Here is a 17,074-nt window from a genome sequence, read left to right on the forward strand (position 1 = left end):
GGAGGGCGCGATCGTCGCCCTGCTCGGCTCGAACGGCGCCGGCAAGAGCACGACGCTCAACACCGTCTCGCGGCTCGTGCCGGTGACGAAGGGGCGCATCCGCTTCGCCGGCGAGGAGATCCAGTCCTGGGCCTCGCACAAGGTCGTCTCGGCCGGCGTGCTGCAGGTGCCGGAGGGCCGCGAGGTCTTCCGCGACATGAGCGTGCGCGAGAACCTCGACATGGGCGCCTATCGCCGCAGCGACACTACCGGCATCAGGCGCGATCTCGACCGCGTGTTCGAATATTTCCCGAAGCTGCAGGAGCGCCTGCAGCAGAAGGCCGGCACGCTCTCCGGCGGCGAGCAGCAGATGCTGCTGATCGGCCGGGCGCTGATGGCGGGGCCGCGCCTGCTCCTGCTCGACGAGCCCTCTCTCGGCCTCTCGCCGGTGCTCGTGCAGCAGATCTTCGCGATCATCGAGCGGCTGAACAAGGACGGGCTCACCATCCTGCTCGTCGAGCAGAACGCTGCGATCGCGCTGGGCTGCTCGACCTATGCCTACATCCTCGAGAACGGCGAGATGGCCCTCGAGGGCGCATCCGCAAAACTGCGGCAGGACGACAGCGTCCGCCGCACCTATCTCGGCGGTTGAGCCGGGACGATACGATATGGGAAACGGCTCATGACTACGCCGCAGAATAAACCCATCGCCCTCGTCACGGGCGGCGCCCGCGGGATCGGCCGGGCCATCGTCGAACGGCTCTGCGCCGACGGGTTTTCTGTCGGCATCCTCGACCGCGAGGCGGAGATCGCGACCACGCTGGTGCAGGAGCTGACGGCGCAAGGGCATAGCGTCTTCTTCGAGCCCGTCGATCTCGCCGACCACGCCGGCCTTTCCGCCCTGGCGGTGCGGCTGCCGGTGGCGCAGGCGCTGGTCAACAATGCCGGCATCTTCGAGAACAAGCCGTTCTTCGATCTCGCGGCGAGCGATTTCGGCCGGATGATGGATGTGAACGTCACCGCGCTTTTCCTGCTCTCGCAGGCGGTGGCGCGGCGGATGGACAAGGGCGGGCGCATCGTCAACATCGCCTCCCGCACCTTCTTGGGCGCCCGCAACCACGCCCATTACGTTGCCTCGAAAGCAGCCGTCGTCGGCCTGACGCGGGCGATGGCGATGGAGCTTTTGCCGCGCGGCATCGCCGTCAATGCGGTCGCGCCGGGTGGGGTCGCGACCGAGATGGTGGCGAAGCAGTCCGAGGAAGCCCGCGCTGCCCTACTCGCCCAGCAGCCGACAGGCGCGCTCGCGGCGCCCGAGGACATCGCCAACGCCGTCGCCTTCCTCGCCTCGCCGCGCACAAATTTCATCTACGGCCAGGTCCTGCTCGTCGACGGCGGCAAGTCGCTCGGCGGCGGCATGGGCGGCTGAGGGCATGGCGATGAGCGAGAGCTTCGACGAAATCCGCGACGTCGTCGTGGTCGGCTCGGGCGCCGGCGGCATGGCGGCAGCGATCACGGCCGCCAAGGCCGGGCTCGACGTGCTGCTGATCGAGAAGAGCGAGTATATCGGCGGCAGCACGGCCGTCTCGGGCGGCGCCATGTGGGTGCCGGAAAACCCGCATGCCGCCAAGGCCGGCCATGCCGATACCCGCGAAGCGGCGATGACCTATCTCGAAGCCGTGCTCGGCAACCGCCTGCGGCCGGACCTGATGCGCGCCTTCCTCGATAACGGACCGGAGATGGTCCGGTTCTTCGAGCGCGAGACGGCGCTGAAGTTCGAGGCCCGGGCCTATTCGCCGGATTATCAGCCGGAGCAGCCCGGCGCCTCCAAGGGCGGCCGCACGATCGACCCCGCTCCCTATGACGGCAATGACCTCGGCGCCGATTTCGCCCTGCTGCGCCCGCCGCTGAAGGAATTCACCGTGCTCGGCGGCATGATGGTCAATCGCAAGGATATCGACGCGCTGGTCGGCCGTTTCCGCAACCTAGCCAACTTCAAGCACAGCGCGAAGCTGCTGATTCAGTACGGCCTCGACCGCCTGCGCCACCCGCGCGGAGCGCGTCTCCTGATGGGTAATGCGCTCGCGGGGCGCCTGCTGAAATCGGCGCGGCAGGCAGGCGTCGACATCCGCACGCAGACGCCGGCTGGCGCGCTGATCCCTAGGGATGGCGCTGTCATCGGCCTCACCGTCAAAGGCCCGCAGGGCGAGCGGCGGATCGGCGCGCGGCGCGGCGTCGTGCTGGCGAGCGGCGGCTTTCCCGCCAATGCCGCAATGCGGGGCGAGCACATGCCGCATGCGGAGGTGCATCGCTCGATGGCGCCGAAGACCGATACCGGCGACGGCATCGCTCTCGGCCTCGCGGCCGGCGGTGCCCTGCGCGACGACAATATCGGCGCCGCCTTCTGGACGCCGGTCTCCGTGCTGAAAAAGCCGGATGGCAGCGAGGTGCAGTTCCCGCATCTGATCCTCGATCGCGCCAAGCCCGGCCTGATCGCAGTCGATGGCCAGGGCCGCCGCTTCGTCAACGAGGCGACCTCGTACCACGGCTTCGTCGAGGCGATGCATGCCAGTGGTGCGGTACCGGCCTTTCTCATCTGCGACAGCGCCTTCCTGCGGAAATACGGGCTCGGCCTCGTCCATCCCGGCCTGAAGACGCCGAAGGCCTTCGTCGAGGCCGGCTATCTGTTCGAAGGCGAGAGCGTCGCCGCGCTCGCCGGGCGCATCGGCGTCCCAGCCGCAGCGCTGGCGGGGGCGGTGGCCGGCATGAACGCCGCCGCGCGCTCCGGCGAGGATGCCGCCTTCGGCAAGGGCTCGAGCGAGTACAACCGCTATCTTGGGGACCCCAGCAACAAGCCCAATGCCTGCCTAGGCCCGATCGAGACCGCCCCCTTCTACGCCGTGAAGGTCTGGCCCGGCGATATCGGCACCGCGACCGGTCTGACCTGCGATCCACAGGCGCGCGTTCTCGGCCGCAACGAGCAGCCCGTCGCCGGGCTCTATGCATGCGGCAACGACATGAACTCGATCATGGCTGGCGCCTATCCGGGCGCCGGCATCACGCTCGGCCCGGCGCTCACCTTCGGCTTCATCGCCGGGCGGGCTCTCGCTTCCGAGCCCGACCGCCTGCCGCGCTGAGAAAGGCATTCCCATGAAGCTCTACCAGTCCGCCACCTCGCCCTTCGTCCTCAAGGTCCGCATCGCCGCCGCCGAACTCGGCTTGCTCGACCGGATCGAGATGCTCGACGTCTCGCAGGAGTACAAAGCCGGCGGGCCATTGGCGCGCGAGCAGAACATCATCAGGACCAACCCGCTCGGCCAGGTCCCGACCCTGCTGCTCAATGACGGCTCGACGATCGCCGATAGCCGCGTCATCTGCGAATATCTCGACGGGCTCGGCGGCGGCTCGCTGTTCCCGGCCGAGCCCAAGGCACGCTGGAACGCCCTGACCGAGCAGAGCTATGGCGACGGCCTGCTCGATGCGGCGCTCGCCGCCCGCTACGAGGGCCTCCTGCGCAGCGAGGAACAGCGCTGGCAGCGCTGGATCGACGGGCAGCTCGCCAAGGTCCATGCCACGCTCGACATGATCGAGGGCAAGGCGGCCGGCTTCGGCGAGCGCGTCGATATCGGCACGATCACCTTCTATTGCGCGCTGTCCTATCTCGACCTGCGCTTCGCCGACCTGAACTGGCGCGAAGGCCGGCCGCGGGCGGCTGCCTGGTTCGCTGAGATCGCCGGGCGTCCCGCCTTCGGCGGCCAGAAGCTGGGCTGAGGCCGGAACGGCAGGAGGTGGCGATGGGCGCGAATCTCGGGCTTGCCGGTCGGACCGTCCTGATCACCGGCGGCGCCTCCGGCATCGGGCGGGAATGCGCGCTCGCGCTGGCACGGGAAGGCGCAGCCGTCGCCATCGCCGACGCGAACGAGCAGGGTGCCACTGAGACCGTCTGCGAGATCGCGGCGCTCGGCGCCCGTGCCGTCGTGGCGAGCTTCGACGTCCGCAGCCCCACCGCCACAGAAACCGCGGTCGAAGCGATCGAGCGCGATCTCGGCCCGCTCGACGGGCTGATCACCGCGGCCGGCATTTCCCGCCCTGCCCCGGCGACCGAACTCGCCGCCGAGAGCTGGGAAGCGGTGATCGGCGTCAATCTCTCCGGCACCTTCTATTCCTGCCAGGCGGCGGGCCGGCGCATGGTCGCGCGCGGGCGCGGCGCCATCGTCACGATCGGCTCGGTCTCTTCGCTCGGCGGCCAGTCCGGCCGGGCGCATTACTGTGCCTCGAAGGCCGGCGTCGTCGGCCTGACGCGCGACCTCGCGGTTGAATGGGGTTCGCATGGCGTCCGCGTGAACTGCATCGGCCCGAGCGCGACCGATACCCCGATGATCCGCCGCGGCATCCCCGAAAGCTTCGTCGCGGGGGTGATGGAGGATCGCACGCCGCTTGGGCGTCTCGCGCAGCCATCCGAAGTGGCCTCGGTCTGCCTGTTCCTGCTCTCGGACCTCGCGAGCTACGTCAACGGCGCGCTGATCATGGCCGACGGCGGCGTCTCGGCCGGCTTCTTCACGCGCGGCCATGGCCGCGACTTCTCCTCCAAGGCCCTACTCGCGCAGGGCGTCTACAGCGAATGAACCGGAGACCGTCATGAGCAAGCTCGCCCTCGTCACCGGCGCCGGCCGCGGCATCGGCGCGGCCATCGCCCATAAGCTCGCGGCCGATGGCTGGCGCGTCGCGGTCTGCGACCTGACGAAGGAGCCGGCGGCAGCGGTCGCAGATGCCCTCCCCGGTTCCGGCCATAGCGGCTGGGCGGTCGACGTCTCCGACGAGGCCTCGGTCGAGGCGCTGTTCGATGCGGTCGAGGCGGCGCATGGCCCCGTGACCGGATTGGTCTGCAATGCCGGCGTGCTCTTGATGGCGGCCGATGGCGAGCGACCGACCATCTTCGACATGACGCTCGACGATTGGGAGAAGACCCATGCCGTGAACACGCGCGGCGTCTTCCTGAGCATCCGCGCCTATGCCCGTCGCCGCCGGGCGCTGCCGGTCGAAGGCGGGCGCGTCACCACGACCAGCTCGGTCGCGGCGGAGCTCGGCGGCTATCGCGGCTCGGCCAGCTACATCTCGTCGAAATCGGCGATCCTCGGCTTTACCAAGGCGATGGCGCGCGAGTTGTCGTCGCTCGGCATCACCGTGAACTGCGTGGCCCCGGGCGTGATCGACGCGCCCATGCTCACTGCAGCGACGCCGCGCTCGGCCGCGCCAGGCTCGATGGATGCGCTTGCGCAGGCGGTGCCGCTCGGTAGGCTCGGCACACCGGAGGATATCGCCGGGGCGGTGTCCTTCCTGCTGTCGGAGCACGCCTCCTACGTCACCGGCGCGACGATCGACGTCAATGGCGGCTATCGGATGGCCTGACCGGGGAGAACGACATGATCCTGCACGGCTATTTCCGCTCCTCCGCCGCCTGGCGCACGCGGATCGCTTTCAACCTCAAGGGCGTGACGCCGCAGAGCGTGATCCACAACCTCCGCGACGGCGCCCAGAACGAGCCGGCCTATGCGGCGATCAATCCGCAGAAGCTGATCCCGGCGCTGGAGCTCGACGATGGCACGGTGCTGACGCAGTCGCTCGCGATCATCGGCTGGCTCGACCGCGAGGTGCCGCAGCCGCCGCTCTTCCCGGCGGATAGCACCTTGCGCGCCCGCGTCGAGGCCTTCGCGCTGGTCATCGCCTGCGAGACCCACCCCTTCCAGAATCCGCGGATCCAGAAGCGCCTACGCAGCAAGGGCTTTTCGGAGGGGGATGTGCAGGACTGGCTCGCGACCGCGATGAGCGAGGGCTTGAGCGCTTGCGAAAAGCTGATCCAGGATCAGCCCGGCCCGTTCTGCTTCGGCACGGCGCCGACACTGGCCGATATCTGCGTCGTGCCGCAGATCGGCAGCGCGCGGCGCTATGGGATCGACCTCGCGCCCTATCCGAAGCTCGTCGCGATCGACGCGCATTGCGCCGCCCTGCCCGCTTTCATCGCGGCAAGGCCCGACCGGCAGCCCGACGCTGCCTGAGCCGGTTCACATCAGGATGCGCATCAGCTCGTTCTGCGAGGAGATGCCGAGCCTCGCATAGGCGCGCTTGCGATAGGTCAGCACGGTGTTGATGCCGACGCCGAGTTCGAGCGCGATGCCCTCCGACGTCAGGCCGGCGGCGACGAGCGCGCAGACATCCCGCTCACGCTTCGACAGGCCGGGCGCAGCCTTTTCCAAACGGGCGTGGAAATCCTGCGCGGCACCGCGGCCACCCATCGGTTTCGTCACCTCGTAATGCCGCCAGAGCGCCGCCATCAGGAGCGGCGCGCTCTCGACCAGATTGTCGATCTCCGCCTCGCTGAAGCTCTCCTTGCGGCGGCGGTAGATGCTGAGCCGCAGCGTGCCGGCCTCGCGGCGCTGCATCAACGAGAAGCGCTCTGACAACCCGACCGAGAGATAGCATTCGCTGCGATAGGCCGAGCTTTCGATGTCGCCGGCCTTCATCCGCACGCCCCAGCAATCGGCCTCTTCACCGTCGTCGAGCGCGATCGCATTGGCCGGATCGGCGCGCCAGTGCCGCGCCACGTAGCGGCGGGCGATGTCGAGCGCCGGCTGCCCGGAATTATAGTGGTTCTCGGCCAACAGCGTGTGGACCTCGCCATCGGGAGCCGCGACGAAGGCGGTCACGATCTCGGTGCCGGTGAAGCGGCGGGCGATATCGAACAAGCCGCTGGAAAAATCGGAGCGGCCGACGCTTTCGATCACGCGCGGCATGGTCGCCAGGATACTGCGCGCCGCCAAGGCCTGCTGGATGGCCACAAGCTGCATTCTAACCTCCCGCCGGCCCCTCTTTCGGTCCGGCTTGCAGCCGGCGGCGGAGGCCGTTTCAGGATTCCAGCGATAACAGTATCCAACTTCGCATGCAAACTTTCGGATGAGGCTGGCATGCGTCCGAACGGCGCAATCAGCCCACCAGCCCGCGCTCCAGCGCCGTGTCGATGCAGCCATGGATATGGGCGTGCAGCAGCCTTTGCGCCGTGGGCGCGTCGCGGTTGAGCGCGCAATCGAGCAAGGCCTTGTGGTCCTCGGTCGAGGTCGGCCCCCAGAACATGAAGAACACCATCTGGTAGCGCAGATAGCGGTCGTAGATGCCGGCATGGAGATCGAGCAGCGCTTTCGAGCCGCAGGCCGAGACCAGCGCCTGATGGAACTCGAAATCGTAGCGCTTCCAGGCTTGCGTGCCGGCCTCGTCGCCGGCGAGCAGGCGCTGCTCCATCCGGGCGAGCTTGTGATGGGCGGCGACGACGCGCCCCTCCCACTCGACGTCGCCGGCCTGGAAAGACTGCGCCAGCGCGTTGCTCTCGATCAGCAGGCGCAGGTCGGCGAGTTCCTTGAGGTCCGTCGCGGAACAGGGCGCGACCTGGAATCCGCGCTGCCCTTCGGCCACGACCAGCCCCTCGGGTGCCAGCCGGTTCAGAATCTCCCTGAGCGTGCTGATGCCGACACCGTAGACCGACTTCAAACGATCGAGCGGCAGGCGCTGCCCGGGTTGGAGGACCCCGAACAGGATGTCATGCTTGACCCGCTCATAGGCCTGCTCGCCGGTCGAGAGAACCGGAACGTCTTCGCCGCCGAGATCGAATGCCGCGTCCGTCATGATGCTCCGCTCCACCCGTCGCACTGCTGTCAGGCTTTGCCCGACGGCAAGCTATCGCCCGCGATCGCGGCAATCAACTGATGATCCACGAACTATCAGTTGATCTTCGTTTCATCTTGTATAACCTGAGGCTCAGGAAATGCGAGCGAGGCCCTGAATGTCTCGCCCTCGGGAGGTCGTCATGTCGGATACGGAAGCGCTGAAAGGCGCGGCTGCCACGCGCTGCATCTACGTTCTGAACGGCCCCAATCTGAACCTGCTCGGGCAGCGCGAGCCGCATATCTACGGTTCGACCACGCTCGCAGAAATCGGTGAGCGTTGCGAGGCGAAGGCGCGCTCGCTGGGGTTCTCCGTCGATTTCCGCCAGACCAATTTCGAGGGTGAGCTGGTCGAGAGCGTGCAGCAGGCGCGCCGGGAAGCCTGCGGGATCATCATCAACCCGGCCGGCTACAGCTTCACCTCGGTCGCGCTGCTCGATTCGCTCAAGATGTTCGACGGTCCGAAGATCGAACTGCACATCTCGAACGTGCATGCCCGCGAAAGCATCTATCACAACTCGCTGGTCTCGCGGACCGCGACCGGCATCATCATCGGGCTGGGCGCCGCCGGCTACGAGCTCGCCATCCAGGCGATGGCCGGCCTCGTCGCGGCGCGGAGCTGAGGGCGGTGCCCTCGCCTGCCCGCCCCCGCAAGGCGTCAGGCGCGCAGCATGCGCAGCACGGTATCGATCGCGGCGGCGCGGCGGCGCACCAGGGCCTCGGGCGCGCCCATGTCGTGGCCGAAGACCTGGCGGATGCTGGCGCGGTTGGAGACGTTGTAGAAGGCGAGCGCGCTGATCGTCAGATGGATGTCGAGCGCCTCGATTCCCGGCCGGAACAGCCCCGCCGCCACGCCGCGATCATAGGCCTCGCGGATCATGTCGATGGCCGAGAGATTGAGCGTCGCGATCCGGTCAGAGGTCGCGAGGTGGCGGGCATGGTGGATGTTCTCGACCATCACGAGCCGCACGAAATCCGGGTTCTCGGCATGGTAGTCGAAGGTGAAGCCCGCCAGCAGCGTCATCGCCTCCACAGGCGGCAGGCTGGCGAGATCGAGGCTGCGCTCAAAGCCGCGGATGCGCTCGTACATTTCCTCGAGGACGGCGCGGTAGAGCCCCTCCTTGTCCCCGAAATAATAGTAGATCATCCGCTTGCTGGTCGCGGTGCGCGCTGCGATCTCGTCGACGCGCGCGCCGCTCAGGCCGTTCTCGACGAATTCTTCCTTGGCGACAGTCAGGATGTTGCGGCGGACGCCTTCGGGGTCCTGCGTCCAGGACGCCGGTCTGCGGCCGGTTTTCGGTGGCGCCGACGCTGCCTTGCTCATGCCTCACCCAAGAAAATCCGGCGCAAAGGCCGGGTCGAACATATCAAATTGGACAAGGTAGTACATTGCGCTTGACTAAATGAACTGCCTGGTACATTTAACATGTCGCCGGCATAGTGCAAGCTGGCGAGCCTGAGGGCCAAGACACCCGGTGAGAGGTGTCGCGACTGCGGACGGGAACCGGATCGACCCTTTTGAGAAGGTCGGCCACGACTGCGTCGGACCGGAAAGTGACCTCCACTTTTCAGGTGAATCCGATGCGGCACCAGGGAGATAGATCATCATTGTCGCCCCCCTTGGGCGCGCGATGATCTCGGGAGCGCCATGAACTACAAGCTCGATTTCACGCCGGTGATCGACGGGCTGCCCGATCTTCTGATGGGCTGCCTCGGCACCTTCCTGCTCGCCTTGTGCGGCATGGCGCTGGCCATCGTCATCGGCGTCGGCGGCGTCGTCCTGCGCGACTCGAAGATCGCCCCGGTGCGCTGGCTGGTGAAGGCCTTCGTCGAGATCATCCGCAACACGCCCTTCCTGGTCCAGATCTTCTTCATCTATTTCGCGCTGCCGCTGATCGGCGTGAAGCTCGACCCGACGCCGACCGCGATCATCGCGCTCGGCATCAATGGCGGCGCCTATGCGATCGAGATCATCCGCGGCGGCGTGCAGTCGATCGGCAAGGGCCAGATCGAGGCGGGCCTCGCGCTCGGGCTGCACAAGGCGCAGGTCTTCCGGCTGATCGTGCTGAAGCCGGCCTTGCGCGCGATCTTTCCCTCGCTGACCAGCCAGTTCGTGCTGCTGACGCTGACGACCTCGATCGCCTCGGCGATCTCGGCCTACGAACTGACCTCGGTGGCGCAGCGGATCGAGTCCGACAGCTTCCGCTCCTTCGAGGTCTACGGCACGATCACGCTGTTCTACCTCGTGATCTCCTGGGTGATGATGCGCTTCTTCGACGCGATCTCGGCCCGCTACTTCAGCTATCCGGTGAAGTGAGGGCGCGATGGGAACGAACGAATTCCTCTTCCTGCTCACCGGTCTCAAGTGGACCGTGCTGCTCTCGCTCGTCGGCTTCGCCGGCGGCGGCGTGTTCGGGCTCGCCATCGCGCTGATGCGCGTTTCCGGCCGGCCGCTGATGGAGCGGATCACCTCGGGCTATATCGCGCTGTTCCAGGGCACGCCGCTCCTGATGCAGCTCTTCGTGGTCTATTACGGCCTCGCCCTGGTCGGGCTGAAGCTCGATGCCTGGGTCGCGGTCGCGATCGGCTTTACGCTGCATGCCAGCGCCTATCTCGGCGAGATCTGGCGCGGTTCGATCGAGGCCGTGCCGAAGGGCCAGACGGAGGCCGCCAAGGCGCTGAGCCTGAATTACGTGTCGCGGATGCGCGACGTCGTCCTGCCGCAGGCGATCCGCATCTCGCTGCCGGCGACGGTGGGCTTTCTGGTCCAACTCATCAAGGGAACCTCGCTTGCCGCCATCGTCGGCTTCACCGAGCTGACGCGCGCCGGGAACATCGTCTCCAACCAGATCTTCCAGCCGCTCCTCGTCTTCGGGATCGTCGGCATCCTCTACTTCCTGCTGTGCTGGCCGCTCTCGCTCTACGGCTCGCATCTGGAGCGGCGCATGGCCATCGCCGCGCGCTGACCACCCCGTTCACCGCCTGAACCAACCAAACACGAAGAGGGAGAGAAACATGATGAAGTCCAAGACCACTCGCCGCACCCTGCTCATCGCCGGCACTGCCGCCCTGGCGATGCCCGCCCTGCTCGGCAGCCCGGCGCAGGCCATCACCCCGGCCGAGATCAAGGCCAAGGGCAAGATCGTCGTCGGCATCCAGGGCGACAACCCGCCGTGGGGTTTCGTCACCAGCGCCGGCAAGCAGGATGGCCTCGACGCCGATATCGCGACGCTCTTCGCGAAGGAGCTCGGCGTTCAGGTCGAGTTCGTGCCGCTCGAGGTCAATAACCGCATCCCGGCCCTGACCACCGGCCGCGTCGACGTGCTATTCGCGACGATGGCGATGCTGCCCGAGCGCGCCAAGGCCGTGCAGTTCTCCAAGCCCTATGTCGCCAACACCATCGTGCTGATCGGCCCGAAGAAGGACAAGATCACCACCAACGAGGATATGGGCCGCTACACGATCGGCGTCGCCAAGGGCGCAGCGCAGGACACGCAGGTGACCAAGAACGCCCCGGCCAACACCACGATCCGCCGCTATGATGGCGACGCGCCCTCGATCCAGGCCCTGGTCTCCGGCCAGGTCCAGGCGCTCGGCGGCAACATCTTCTACATGCAGCGCATCGAGCAGGCTCGCCCCGGCGAGTTCGAGAACAAGCTCGAATTCCAGAACCTCTACAACGGCGCCTGCACCCGCCTCGGCGAGAAGGAGATCAACGCCGCGCTCAACACCTTCATCGACAAGATCAAGGCCAATGGCGAGCTGCAGAAGGTCTACGACAAGTGGATGAAGGTGCCTGTGCACAAGTTCCCGGACAGCCTTGAAGGCATCACCTTCACCGCGAGCTAAGCGCTAGAACATCGGAGCCAGGGCCATGAACGCGCCAGCAGCACAGCCCTCCGGGGCGGACGCCATGATCGCCATGACGCATGTCGAGAAATGGTATGGCGAGTTCAAGGCCCTGACCGATATCAATCTCGCGGTCCGCAAAGGCGAGCGCATCGTGCTTTGCGGGCCGTCTGGCTCTGGCAAATCGACGCTGATCCGCTGCATCAACCATCTGGAGACTTACCAGAAGGGCGAGATCCGTGTCGGCGGCACTAAGGTGGGCGACGATGCGGGGACCATCGACGCGGTACGCCGCGAGGTCGGCATGGTCTTCCAGCATTTCAACCTGTTCCCGCATATGACCGTGCTGCAGAACTGCATGCTGGCGCCGATGCGTTCGCTTGGCGTCAGCAAGGCGGAGGCCGAGGCCACCGCCCGCAAGCTCCTCGGCCGCGTGAAGATCCTCGAACAGGCGGAGAAGTACCCGGCGCAGCTCTCCGGCGGCCAGCAACAGCGCGTCGCCATCGCGCGGGCTTTGTGCATGAAGCCGAAGGTGATGCTGTTCGACGAGCCGACCTCGGCGCTCGACCCCGAAATGGTCAAGGAAGTCCTCGACACCATGATCGCGCTGGCCGAGGAGGGCATGACCATGATCTGCGTCACCCACGAGATGGGCTTCGCCCGGCAGGTTGCGAACCGGGTCATCTTCATGGCCTCGGGCGCCATCGTCGAGGAAGCGCCGCCGGAGGAGTTCTTCCACAACCCGCGCCATGAGCGGACCCGGAAATTCCTCGGCGAAATCCTGCAGAAGCACTGAAACACCCGTCCGGCCAGCCCGGTCATCTCAACGGAAATGCGATCGATGTCCCGTCTCGTCTATGTCCTCAACGGCCCGAACCTGAACCTGCTCGGCAAGCGTCAGCCCCATATCTACGGGCACGAGACCCTCGCCGATGTCGAGCGCGACTGCCGCCAACTCGCCGAAGAGCTGAAGCTGGAACTGCGCTTCCACCAGTCCAATCGCGAATACGAATTGATCGACTGGATTCACGAGGCGCGCGAGGACGGAGCCGGCATCGTGATCAATCCGGCCGCCTTCACGCATACCTCGGTCGCGCTGCTGGACGCGCTCAACACCTTCGAGGGGCCGGTGATCGAGTGCCATATCTCGCAGGTGCACAAGCGCGAAGCCTTCCGCCATCACTCCTATGTCTCGCTGCGGTCCGACGGCGTCATCGCCGGCTTCGGCACGCAAGGCTACCAACTGGGCTTGAGGCGCATCGCCAAGCTCATCGACGAGAAGGCCGCGTGAGGATCGCTCCAATGGCTCCGGTGAAGATCGCGGTGATGGGGGCAGGCCTGATCGGCAAGCGCCACGCCGCCCATGTCCAGGCCGAGCCCGGCGCCACCCTCTCGGCGATCATCGATCCCGCTCCGGCCGGCAAGGCCTTCGCGGAGGAGATCGGCGTGAGCTGGTATCCCGCCTTCGACGCCCTCCCCGCTAGCGAGAAGCCGGACGGCGTCATCGTCGCGACGCCGAACCAGCTTCATGTCGCCAACGGATTGCAACTAGTTGCGGCCGGCGTGCCGATGCTGGTCGAGAAGCCCTTGGCCGACAGCGTCGATAGTGCCCGCAAGCTCGTCCAGGCCGCCGAAGCCGCCAATGTGCCGCTGCTCGTCGGCCATCACCGCCGCCACAACCCGATGATCCGAAAGGCGCGCGAGGCGATCGACGCCGGCCGGCTCGGCCGCGTCCTGACGCTCAACGGCCAGTTCTGGCTGGTGAAGCCGGACGATTACTTCGATGTCGATTGGCGCCGGCAGGAAGGGGCCGGGCCGGTCCTGATCAACCTGATCCACGATATCGACCTGTTCCGCTATCTCTGCGGCGAGATCGTCGGCGTGCAGGCGCTGAGTTCCAACGCCGTGCGCGGCAATCCGGCCGAGGAGACCGCGGTCGCCATCCTGCGCTTCGCCAACGGCGTGCTCGGTACGGTCAGCGCCTCCGACACGGTCGTCTCGCCCTGGAGCTGGGAGCTGACGACCGGCGAGAACCCCGCCTATCCGCAGCAGGACCAGTCCTGCTACCAGATCGGGGGCACGCATGGTTCACTGACGATCCCGGCGCTCGAACTCTGGAGCCATGCCGACAAGCGCGGCTGGTGGGAGCCGCTCCGGCGCGAGCGCATCCCCTTCGTGCCCGAGGATCCGTTGCAGGCCCAGGCCCGGCATTTCTGCGCGGTCATCCGGGGCGAGGAAGCACCGCTCGTCTCCGGCCGCGAAGGTCTGGCGACGCTCGCCGTCATCGCGGCGGTGAAGCAGGCGGCGCGCACCGGCGCTCCGGTAGAGATTGCCTTGGAGCCTACCCCCACCCCTGCGAGGGCCTCGGCATGATTACGGGTACGACGCGGCTGATTGGCCATCTCGGCTACCCGACCGAGAGCTTCAAGGCGCCGATGATCTACAATCCCTATTTCCAGCGCGAGGGAATCGACGCCGTCGTCGTGCCGATGGGCTGCCGCGGCGAGGATTATCCCGCTTTCCTCAAGCTGTTCTTCCGCCTGTCCAATGCCCATGGCGCGCTGGTGACGATGCCGCACAAGGTCACCACGACCGGGCTCGTCGACGTGCTGTCGCCGACGGCCGCGATCGCCGGCGCCTGCAACGCGGTGCGGCTCGAAGCGGATGGCCGGCTCACCGGCGACATGTTCGACGGCGAAGGCTTCGTGCGCGGCGTCCTGCGCAAGGGGCGCAAGCTCGATGGCGCGCGCGCGCTGGTCGTGGGCGCCGGAGGCGTCGGATCGGCCATTGCCGCCTCGCTGGCGAAGGCCGGCGTCGCGGCGCTCGGCCTGTTCGATATGCAGGCAGCCAACGCCGGGGAACTGGGGCAGCGGCTCCTCGCGCACTATCCCGCCCTTCGCGTCACAACCGGCTCGAACGATCCCGACGGCTTCGATATCGTCGTCAACGCGACACCGCTCGGCATGAAGCCCAGCGATCCGCTCCCGGTCGACATGTCCCGCCTGTCCGCCTCTACCTTCGTCGGCGAAGTCGTGATGGCGCAGGAGATCACGCCGTTCCTCGCGGCTGCCCGCGCCCGCGGCTGCCAGGTGCAGGTCGGCACCGACATGCTGTTCGAGCAGATCCCCGCCTATCTGGAATTCTTCGGCCTGCCCACGACCACGGCCGAGGATCTGCGCGCCGTCGCCAAGTTGGCCTGAGAGGAGGCACTCCCGTGATTCCATCGATCGCCACCGTCTGCGTTTCCGGCACGCTCCAGGAAAAGCTCGAGGCCATCGCCGCCGCCGGCTTCAAGGCCGTCGAGATCTTCGAGAACGACCTGATCGCCTTCCCCGGCTCGCCGGCGGAAGTCCGGCGCATCTGTGGCGATCTCGGCCTGACGATCGTGACCTGCCAGCCCTTCCGCGATTTCGAGGGCATGCCGGAGGGGCGTAGGCAGCGCGTCTTCGATCGGGCGGAACGCAAGTTCGATCTCTTGCAGGAGCTGGGCACTGATCTGCTCTTCGTCTGCTCCAGCGTCTCGCCCGAAGCGCTTCCGGGCATCGACAGGCTCGCCGCCGATTTCGCCGAGCTCGGCGAGCGCGCCGGACGGCGGGGCCTGCGCGTCGGCTACGAGGCGCTGGCCTGGGGGCGGCATGTCTTCGACTACCGCGATGCCTGGGAGATCGTGCGCCGTGCCAACCGGCCGGAAGTCGGGATCGTGCTCGACTCCTTCCATATCCTGGCGCGCGGGCTCGACCTCTCGGCGATCGGCACGATCCCGCGCGACAAGATCGCGATGGTGCAGATGGCCGATGCACCGCTGCTGCAGATGGACCCGCTTTCCTGGAGCCGGCACTGGCGCTGCCTGCCCGGCCAGGGCGATCTCAACCTCTCCGGCTTCATGCGCGCGCTGGCCGCGACCGGCTATGACGGCGTGCTCTCGCTGGAAATCTTCAACGACCGCTTCCGTGCCGGCTCGGCCCGCTCCGTCGCACTCGACGGCCATCGCTCGCTGATCTGGCTGCTCGACGAGACCGCGCGGCAGATCGGAAGGCCTGTCCCCGGCGCGGTGCCGATGCCGCCGCCGGCCCCGGTCGAGGCGGTCGAGTTCATCGAGTTCGCTGTGTCGGAAGCCGAGCGGCCGGGCTTCGAGCGTTTGCTGCGCGCGCTCGGCTTCGCGCGTGCCGGCGCGCATCGCTCCAAGGATGTCGACCTCTGGCGCCAGGGCGATATCCGCATCGTGCTGAACAGCGAGGCCGACGGCTTCGCCCATAGCTACCAGATCACGCACGGCACCTCGGTCTGCGCGCTGGCACTGCGCGTACCGGATGCGCAGGCCGCGATCGCCCGCGCCAAGGCCCTGCTCGACGTGCCCCATGCCGGCGCGATCGGACCGGACGAGCTCGATATCCCGGCTGTGCGCGGGCTCGGCGGCAGCCTCGTCTATTTCCTTGACCAGGCTTCGGCGCTCGGGCGCTGGGCGGAGGTCGATTTCGAGGCCACCGGCGAGGCTTCCGACGATGCCGGGCTCACCGGCGTCGACCATGTCTCGCAGAGCATGCAGTACGAGGAGATGCTGACCTGGCTCCTCTTTTATTCCTCGCTGTTCGAGACCCGGAAGACGCCGAGCCAGGCCGTGCTCGATCCCGGCGGCGTGGTCCAGAGCCAGGTCATCGAGAGCGGGCTCGACGGCAAGAACGGCCACGGCCTCAGGCTCATCCTCAACGGCTCGCAGAGCCACCGCACGCTCTCGGCCCGCTTCATCACCGATTTCTTTGGCTCGGGCGTGCAGCATATCGCCTTCGCGACCGACGACATCGCCGCGACCGTCAGGCGGCTGGTTGCCAACGGCGTCGCCATGCTACCCATCCCCGAGAACTATTATGACGACCTCGAAGCCCGCTCCGACCTGACGGCCGGGGAGATCGACGCGATGAAGGCGCTGAACATCCTCTATGACAGCGATGCCGGCGGTCCGTTCCGTCAGGCCTATACGCAGACGCTGGATGGCGGTCTGTTCTTCGAGATCGTCCAGCGCGACGGCTATGCCGGTTACGGCGCCGCCAATGCCGGTATCCGGCTGACCGCGCAATCAAGGCTCGCGCGCCCGATCAGCGTGCCCGCGCCGAGCCATGGCTAAGAGCCTCTAACAAAACCCGGAGGGGTCTCGATGGGCTTTGGAGGAGACGGATGCCAGGAGGAGCGCGCAGCCGATATCTTTCGATATCGGCAAGTCGTTCCGACGCCGCAGGCGGCCCTCCAAAGCCCACCTTCGGCGCCGGGAATTCGGCCGCCCGCGGCGTCGCGGCGCTTGCCGATACCAACGGTATCGGCTTCACCCCGCTCCTGGCGGAGCGAACGAATTGCCGGCGTCGAGACCCCTCCGGGTTTTGTTAGAGGCTCTAAGGAGAGACAAGTCGCATGAGCAGCCTGATCCTTCCCTATGCGGGGCTCGATGCCGGGCAGCCGGCCTCGCTCTCTCCGGACTATCGCTCGACAGTGGCGCGCAGCCCGCGCCAGGCCCCGATTGCAATCCCGCAGACGCTGACCGAGGT

Annotated in this window: 19 protein-coding genes and 1 pseudogene; 17 read left to right on the forward strand and 3 right to left on the reverse strand. The window is 67.0% G+C overall.

The window, feature by feature from the left end; translation table 11 throughout:
- The 7 genes from JHD80_RS23150 to maiA form a co-directional block, all read left to right on the forward strand.
- Positions 1-631, forward strand: a 631-nt coding sequence (locus tag JHD80_RS23150; RefSeq protein ID WP_199092247.1) for an ABC transporter ATP-binding protein, incomplete at its 5' end; no start/stop codon positions are given.
- 30 nt (positions 632-661) lie between these two features.
- On the forward strand, positions 662-1,405 hold the full coding sequence (locus JHD80_RS23155; RefSeq protein ID WP_199092249.1) for an SDR family NAD(P)-dependent oxidoreductase: 744 nt from the start codon (positions 662-664) through the stop codon (positions 1,403-1,405).
- 10 nt (positions 1,406-1,415) lie between these two features.
- Positions 1,416-3,113, forward strand: coding sequence for an FAD-dependent oxidoreductase (locus JHD80_RS23160; protein WP_199092251.1), 1,698 nt, complete (start codon positions 1,416-1,418; stop codon positions 3,111-3,113).
- 13 nt (positions 3,114-3,126) lie between these two features.
- Positions 3,127-3,747 carry a glutathione S-transferase family protein gene (locus tag JHD80_RS23165; protein WP_199092253.1) on the forward strand — a complete coding sequence of 207 codons (621 nt, stop codon included), beginning with the start codon at positions 3,127-3,129 and terminating at the stop codon, positions 3,745-3,747.
- Between the two features lie 23 nt (positions 3,748-3,770).
- The gene (locus JHD80_RS23170) at positions 3,771-4,601 is read left to right on the forward strand and encodes an SDR family NAD(P)-dependent oxidoreductase (RefSeq protein ID WP_199092255.1); all 831 of its coding nucleotides are present in this window, start codon (positions 3,771-3,773) and stop codon (positions 4,599-4,601) included.
- A 13-nt stretch (positions 4,602-4,614) separates the two neighbouring features.
- Complete coding sequence (locus tag JHD80_RS23175; RefSeq protein WP_199092257.1) at positions 4,615-5,385, forward strand: SDR family NAD(P)-dependent oxidoreductase; 771 nt, start codon at positions 4,615-4,617, stop codon at positions 5,383-5,385.
- Positions 5,386-5,399: 14 nt separating this feature from the next.
- Complete coding sequence (gene maiA / locus JHD80_RS23180) at positions 5,400-6,032, forward strand: maleylacetoacetate isomerase (RefSeq protein WP_199092259.1); 633 nt, start codon at positions 5,400-5,402, stop codon at positions 6,030-6,032.
- A 6-nt stretch (positions 6,033-6,038) separates the two neighbouring features.
- Here the strand turns inward: maiA and JHD80_RS23185 are convergent, their stop codons facing one another.
- Entirely contained in the window at positions 6,039-6,821 is a 783-nt protein-coding gene (locus tag JHD80_RS23185) for a helix-turn-helix transcriptional regulator (protein ID WP_199092261.1), read from the reverse strand.
- A 136-nt stretch (positions 6,822-6,957) separates the two neighbouring features.
- Positions 6,958-7,650 carry a GntR family transcriptional regulator gene (locus tag JHD80_RS23190; RefSeq protein ID WP_199092263.1) on the reverse strand — a complete coding sequence of 231 codons (693 nt, stop codon included), beginning with the start codon at positions 7,648-7,650 and terminating at the stop codon, positions 6,958-6,960.
- A 181-nt stretch (positions 7,651-7,831) separates the two neighbouring features.
- Here JHD80_RS23190 and JHD80_RS23195 point away from each other — a divergent pair, with 181 nt between their 5' ends.
- Entirely contained in the window at positions 7,832-8,311 is a 480-nt protein-coding gene (locus JHD80_RS23195; protein ID WP_199092265.1) for a type II 3-dehydroquinate dehydratase, read from the forward strand.
- Between the two features lie 35 nt (positions 8,312-8,346).
- Here JHD80_RS23195 and JHD80_RS23200 read toward each other — a convergent pair whose 3' ends face one another.
- Positions 8,347-9,012: a TetR/AcrR family transcriptional regulator gene (locus JHD80_RS23200; RefSeq protein WP_199092267.1), complete on the reverse strand. Its 666-nt coding sequence runs from the start codon at positions 9,010-9,012 to the stop codon at positions 8,347-8,349.
- 324 nt (positions 9,013-9,336) lie between these two features.
- Here JHD80_RS23200 and JHD80_RS23205 point away from each other — a divergent pair, with 324 nt between their 5' ends.
- From JHD80_RS23205 to JHD80_RS29420, 9 genes and pseudogenes are all read left to right on the forward strand, one after another.
- Entirely contained in the window at positions 9,337-10,005 is a 669-nt protein-coding gene (locus tag JHD80_RS23205) for an amino acid ABC transporter permease (protein WP_199092269.1), read from the forward strand.
- 7 nt (positions 10,006-10,012) lie between these two features.
- Positions 10,013-10,654 carry an amino acid ABC transporter permease gene (locus tag JHD80_RS23210; protein WP_199092271.1) on the forward strand — a complete coding sequence of 214 codons (642 nt, stop codon included), beginning with the start codon at positions 10,013-10,015 and terminating at the stop codon, positions 10,652-10,654.
- Between the two features lie 49 nt (positions 10,655-10,703).
- Positions 10,704-11,537 carry a transporter substrate-binding domain-containing protein gene (locus JHD80_RS23215; RefSeq protein ID WP_199092273.1) on the forward strand — a complete coding sequence of 278 codons (834 nt, stop codon included), beginning with the start codon at positions 10,704-10,706 and terminating at the stop codon, positions 11,535-11,537.
- Positions 11,538-11,601: 64 nt separating this feature from the next.
- The gene (locus JHD80_RS23220; RefSeq protein ID WP_199092284.1) at positions 11,602-12,333 is read left to right on the forward strand and encodes an amino acid ABC transporter ATP-binding protein; all 732 of its coding nucleotides are present in this window, start codon (positions 11,602-11,604) and stop codon (positions 12,331-12,333) included.
- A 45-nt stretch (positions 12,334-12,378) separates the two neighbouring features.
- On the forward strand, positions 12,379-12,828 hold the full coding sequence (gene aroQ / locus JHD80_RS23225; protein WP_199092275.1) for a type II 3-dehydroquinate dehydratase: 450 nt from the start codon (positions 12,379-12,381) through the stop codon (positions 12,826-12,828).
- A gap of 11 nt (positions 12,829-12,839) precedes the next feature.
- Positions 12,840-13,910: a Gfo/Idh/MocA family protein gene (locus JHD80_RS23230; protein ID WP_199092277.1), complete on the forward strand. Its 1,071-nt coding sequence runs from the start codon at positions 12,840-12,842 to the stop codon at positions 13,908-13,910.
- On the forward strand, positions 13,907-14,737 hold the full coding sequence (locus JHD80_RS23235) for a shikimate dehydrogenase family protein (RefSeq protein WP_199092279.1): 831 nt from the start codon (positions 13,907-13,909) through the stop codon (positions 14,735-14,737). The genes JHD80_RS23230 and JHD80_RS23235 overlap by 4 nt, the downstream gene beginning before the upstream one ends.
- 14 nt (positions 14,738-14,751) lie before the next feature.
- On the forward strand, positions 14,752-16,659 hold the full coding sequence (locus tag JHD80_RS23240) for a TIM barrel protein (RefSeq protein ID WP_199092281.1): 1,908 nt from the start codon (positions 14,752-14,754) through the stop codon (positions 16,657-16,659).
- 281 nt (positions 16,660-16,940) lie between these two features.
- Positions 16,941-17,074: pseudogene (locus JHD80_RS29420) on the forward strand (hypothetical protein); the annotation flags it as partial.

The sequence above is a fragment of the Allobosea sp. ASV33 genome, assembly GCF_016428755.1.
Taxonomy (GTDB): domain Bacteria; phylum Pseudomonadota; class Alphaproteobacteria; order Rhizobiales; family Beijerinckiaceae; genus Allobosea.

Coding starts and splice junctions, on each gene's coding strand:
- JHD80_RS23215 (WP_199092273.1), top strand. CDS start 10,704: ATGATGAAGTCCAAGACCACTCGCCGCACCCTGCTCATCGCCGGCACT.
- maiA (WP_199092259.1), top strand. CDS start 5,400: ATGATCCTGCACGGCTATTTCCGCTCCTCCGCCGCCTGGCGCACGCGG.
- JHD80_RS23195 (WP_199092265.1), top strand. CDS start 7,832: ATGTCGGATACGGAAGCGCTGAAAGGCGCGGCTGCCACGCGCTGCATC.
- JHD80_RS23230 (WP_199092277.1), top strand. CDS start 12,840: ATGGCTCCGGTGAAGATCGCGGTGATGGGGGCAGGCCTGATCGGCAAG.
- JHD80_RS23220 (WP_199092284.1), top strand. CDS start 11,602: ATGATCGCCATGACGCATGTCGAGAAATGGTATGGCGAGTTCAAGGCC.
- JHD80_RS23205 (WP_199092269.1), top strand. CDS start 9,337: ATGAACTACAAGCTCGATTTCACGCCGGTGATCGACGGGCTGCCCGAT.
- JHD80_RS23235 (WP_199092279.1), top strand. CDS start 13,907: ATGATTACGGGTACGACGCGGCTGATTGGCCATCTCGGCTACCCGACC.
- JHD80_RS23165 (WP_199092253.1), top strand. CDS start 3,127: ATGAAGCTCTACCAGTCCGCCACCTCGCCCTTCGTCCTCAAGGTCCGC.
- JHD80_RS23200 (WP_199092267.1), bottom strand. CDS start 9,012: ATGAGCAAGGCAGCGTCGGCGCCACCGAAAACCGGCCGCAGACCGGCG.
- JHD80_RS23210 (WP_199092271.1), top strand. CDS start 10,013: ATGGGAACGAACGAATTCCTCTTCCTGCTCACCGGTCTCAAGTGGACC.
- JHD80_RS23175 (WP_199092257.1), top strand. CDS start 4,615: ATGAGCAAGCTCGCCCTCGTCACCGGCGCCGGCCGCGGCATCGGCGCG.
- JHD80_RS23190 (WP_199092263.1), bottom strand. CDS start 7,650: ATGACGGACGCGGCATTCGATCTCGGCGGCGAAGACGTTCCGGTTCTC.
- JHD80_RS23170 (WP_199092255.1), top strand. CDS start 3,771: ATGGGCGCGAATCTCGGGCTTGCCGGTCGGACCGTCCTGATCACCGGC.
- JHD80_RS23155 (WP_199092249.1), top strand. CDS start 662: ATGACTACGCCGCAGAATAAACCCATCGCCCTCGTCACGGGCGGCGCC.
- JHD80_RS23185 (WP_199092261.1), bottom strand. CDS start 6,821: ATGCAGCTTGTGGCCATCCAGCAGGCCTTGGCGGCGCGCAGTATCCTG.
- aroQ (WP_199092275.1), top strand. CDS start 12,379: ATGTCCCGTCTCGTCTATGTCCTCAACGGCCCGAACCTGAACCTGCTC.
- JHD80_RS23160 (WP_199092251.1), top strand. CDS start 1,416: ATGAGCGAGAGCTTCGACGAAATCCGCGACGTCGTCGTGGTCGGCTCG.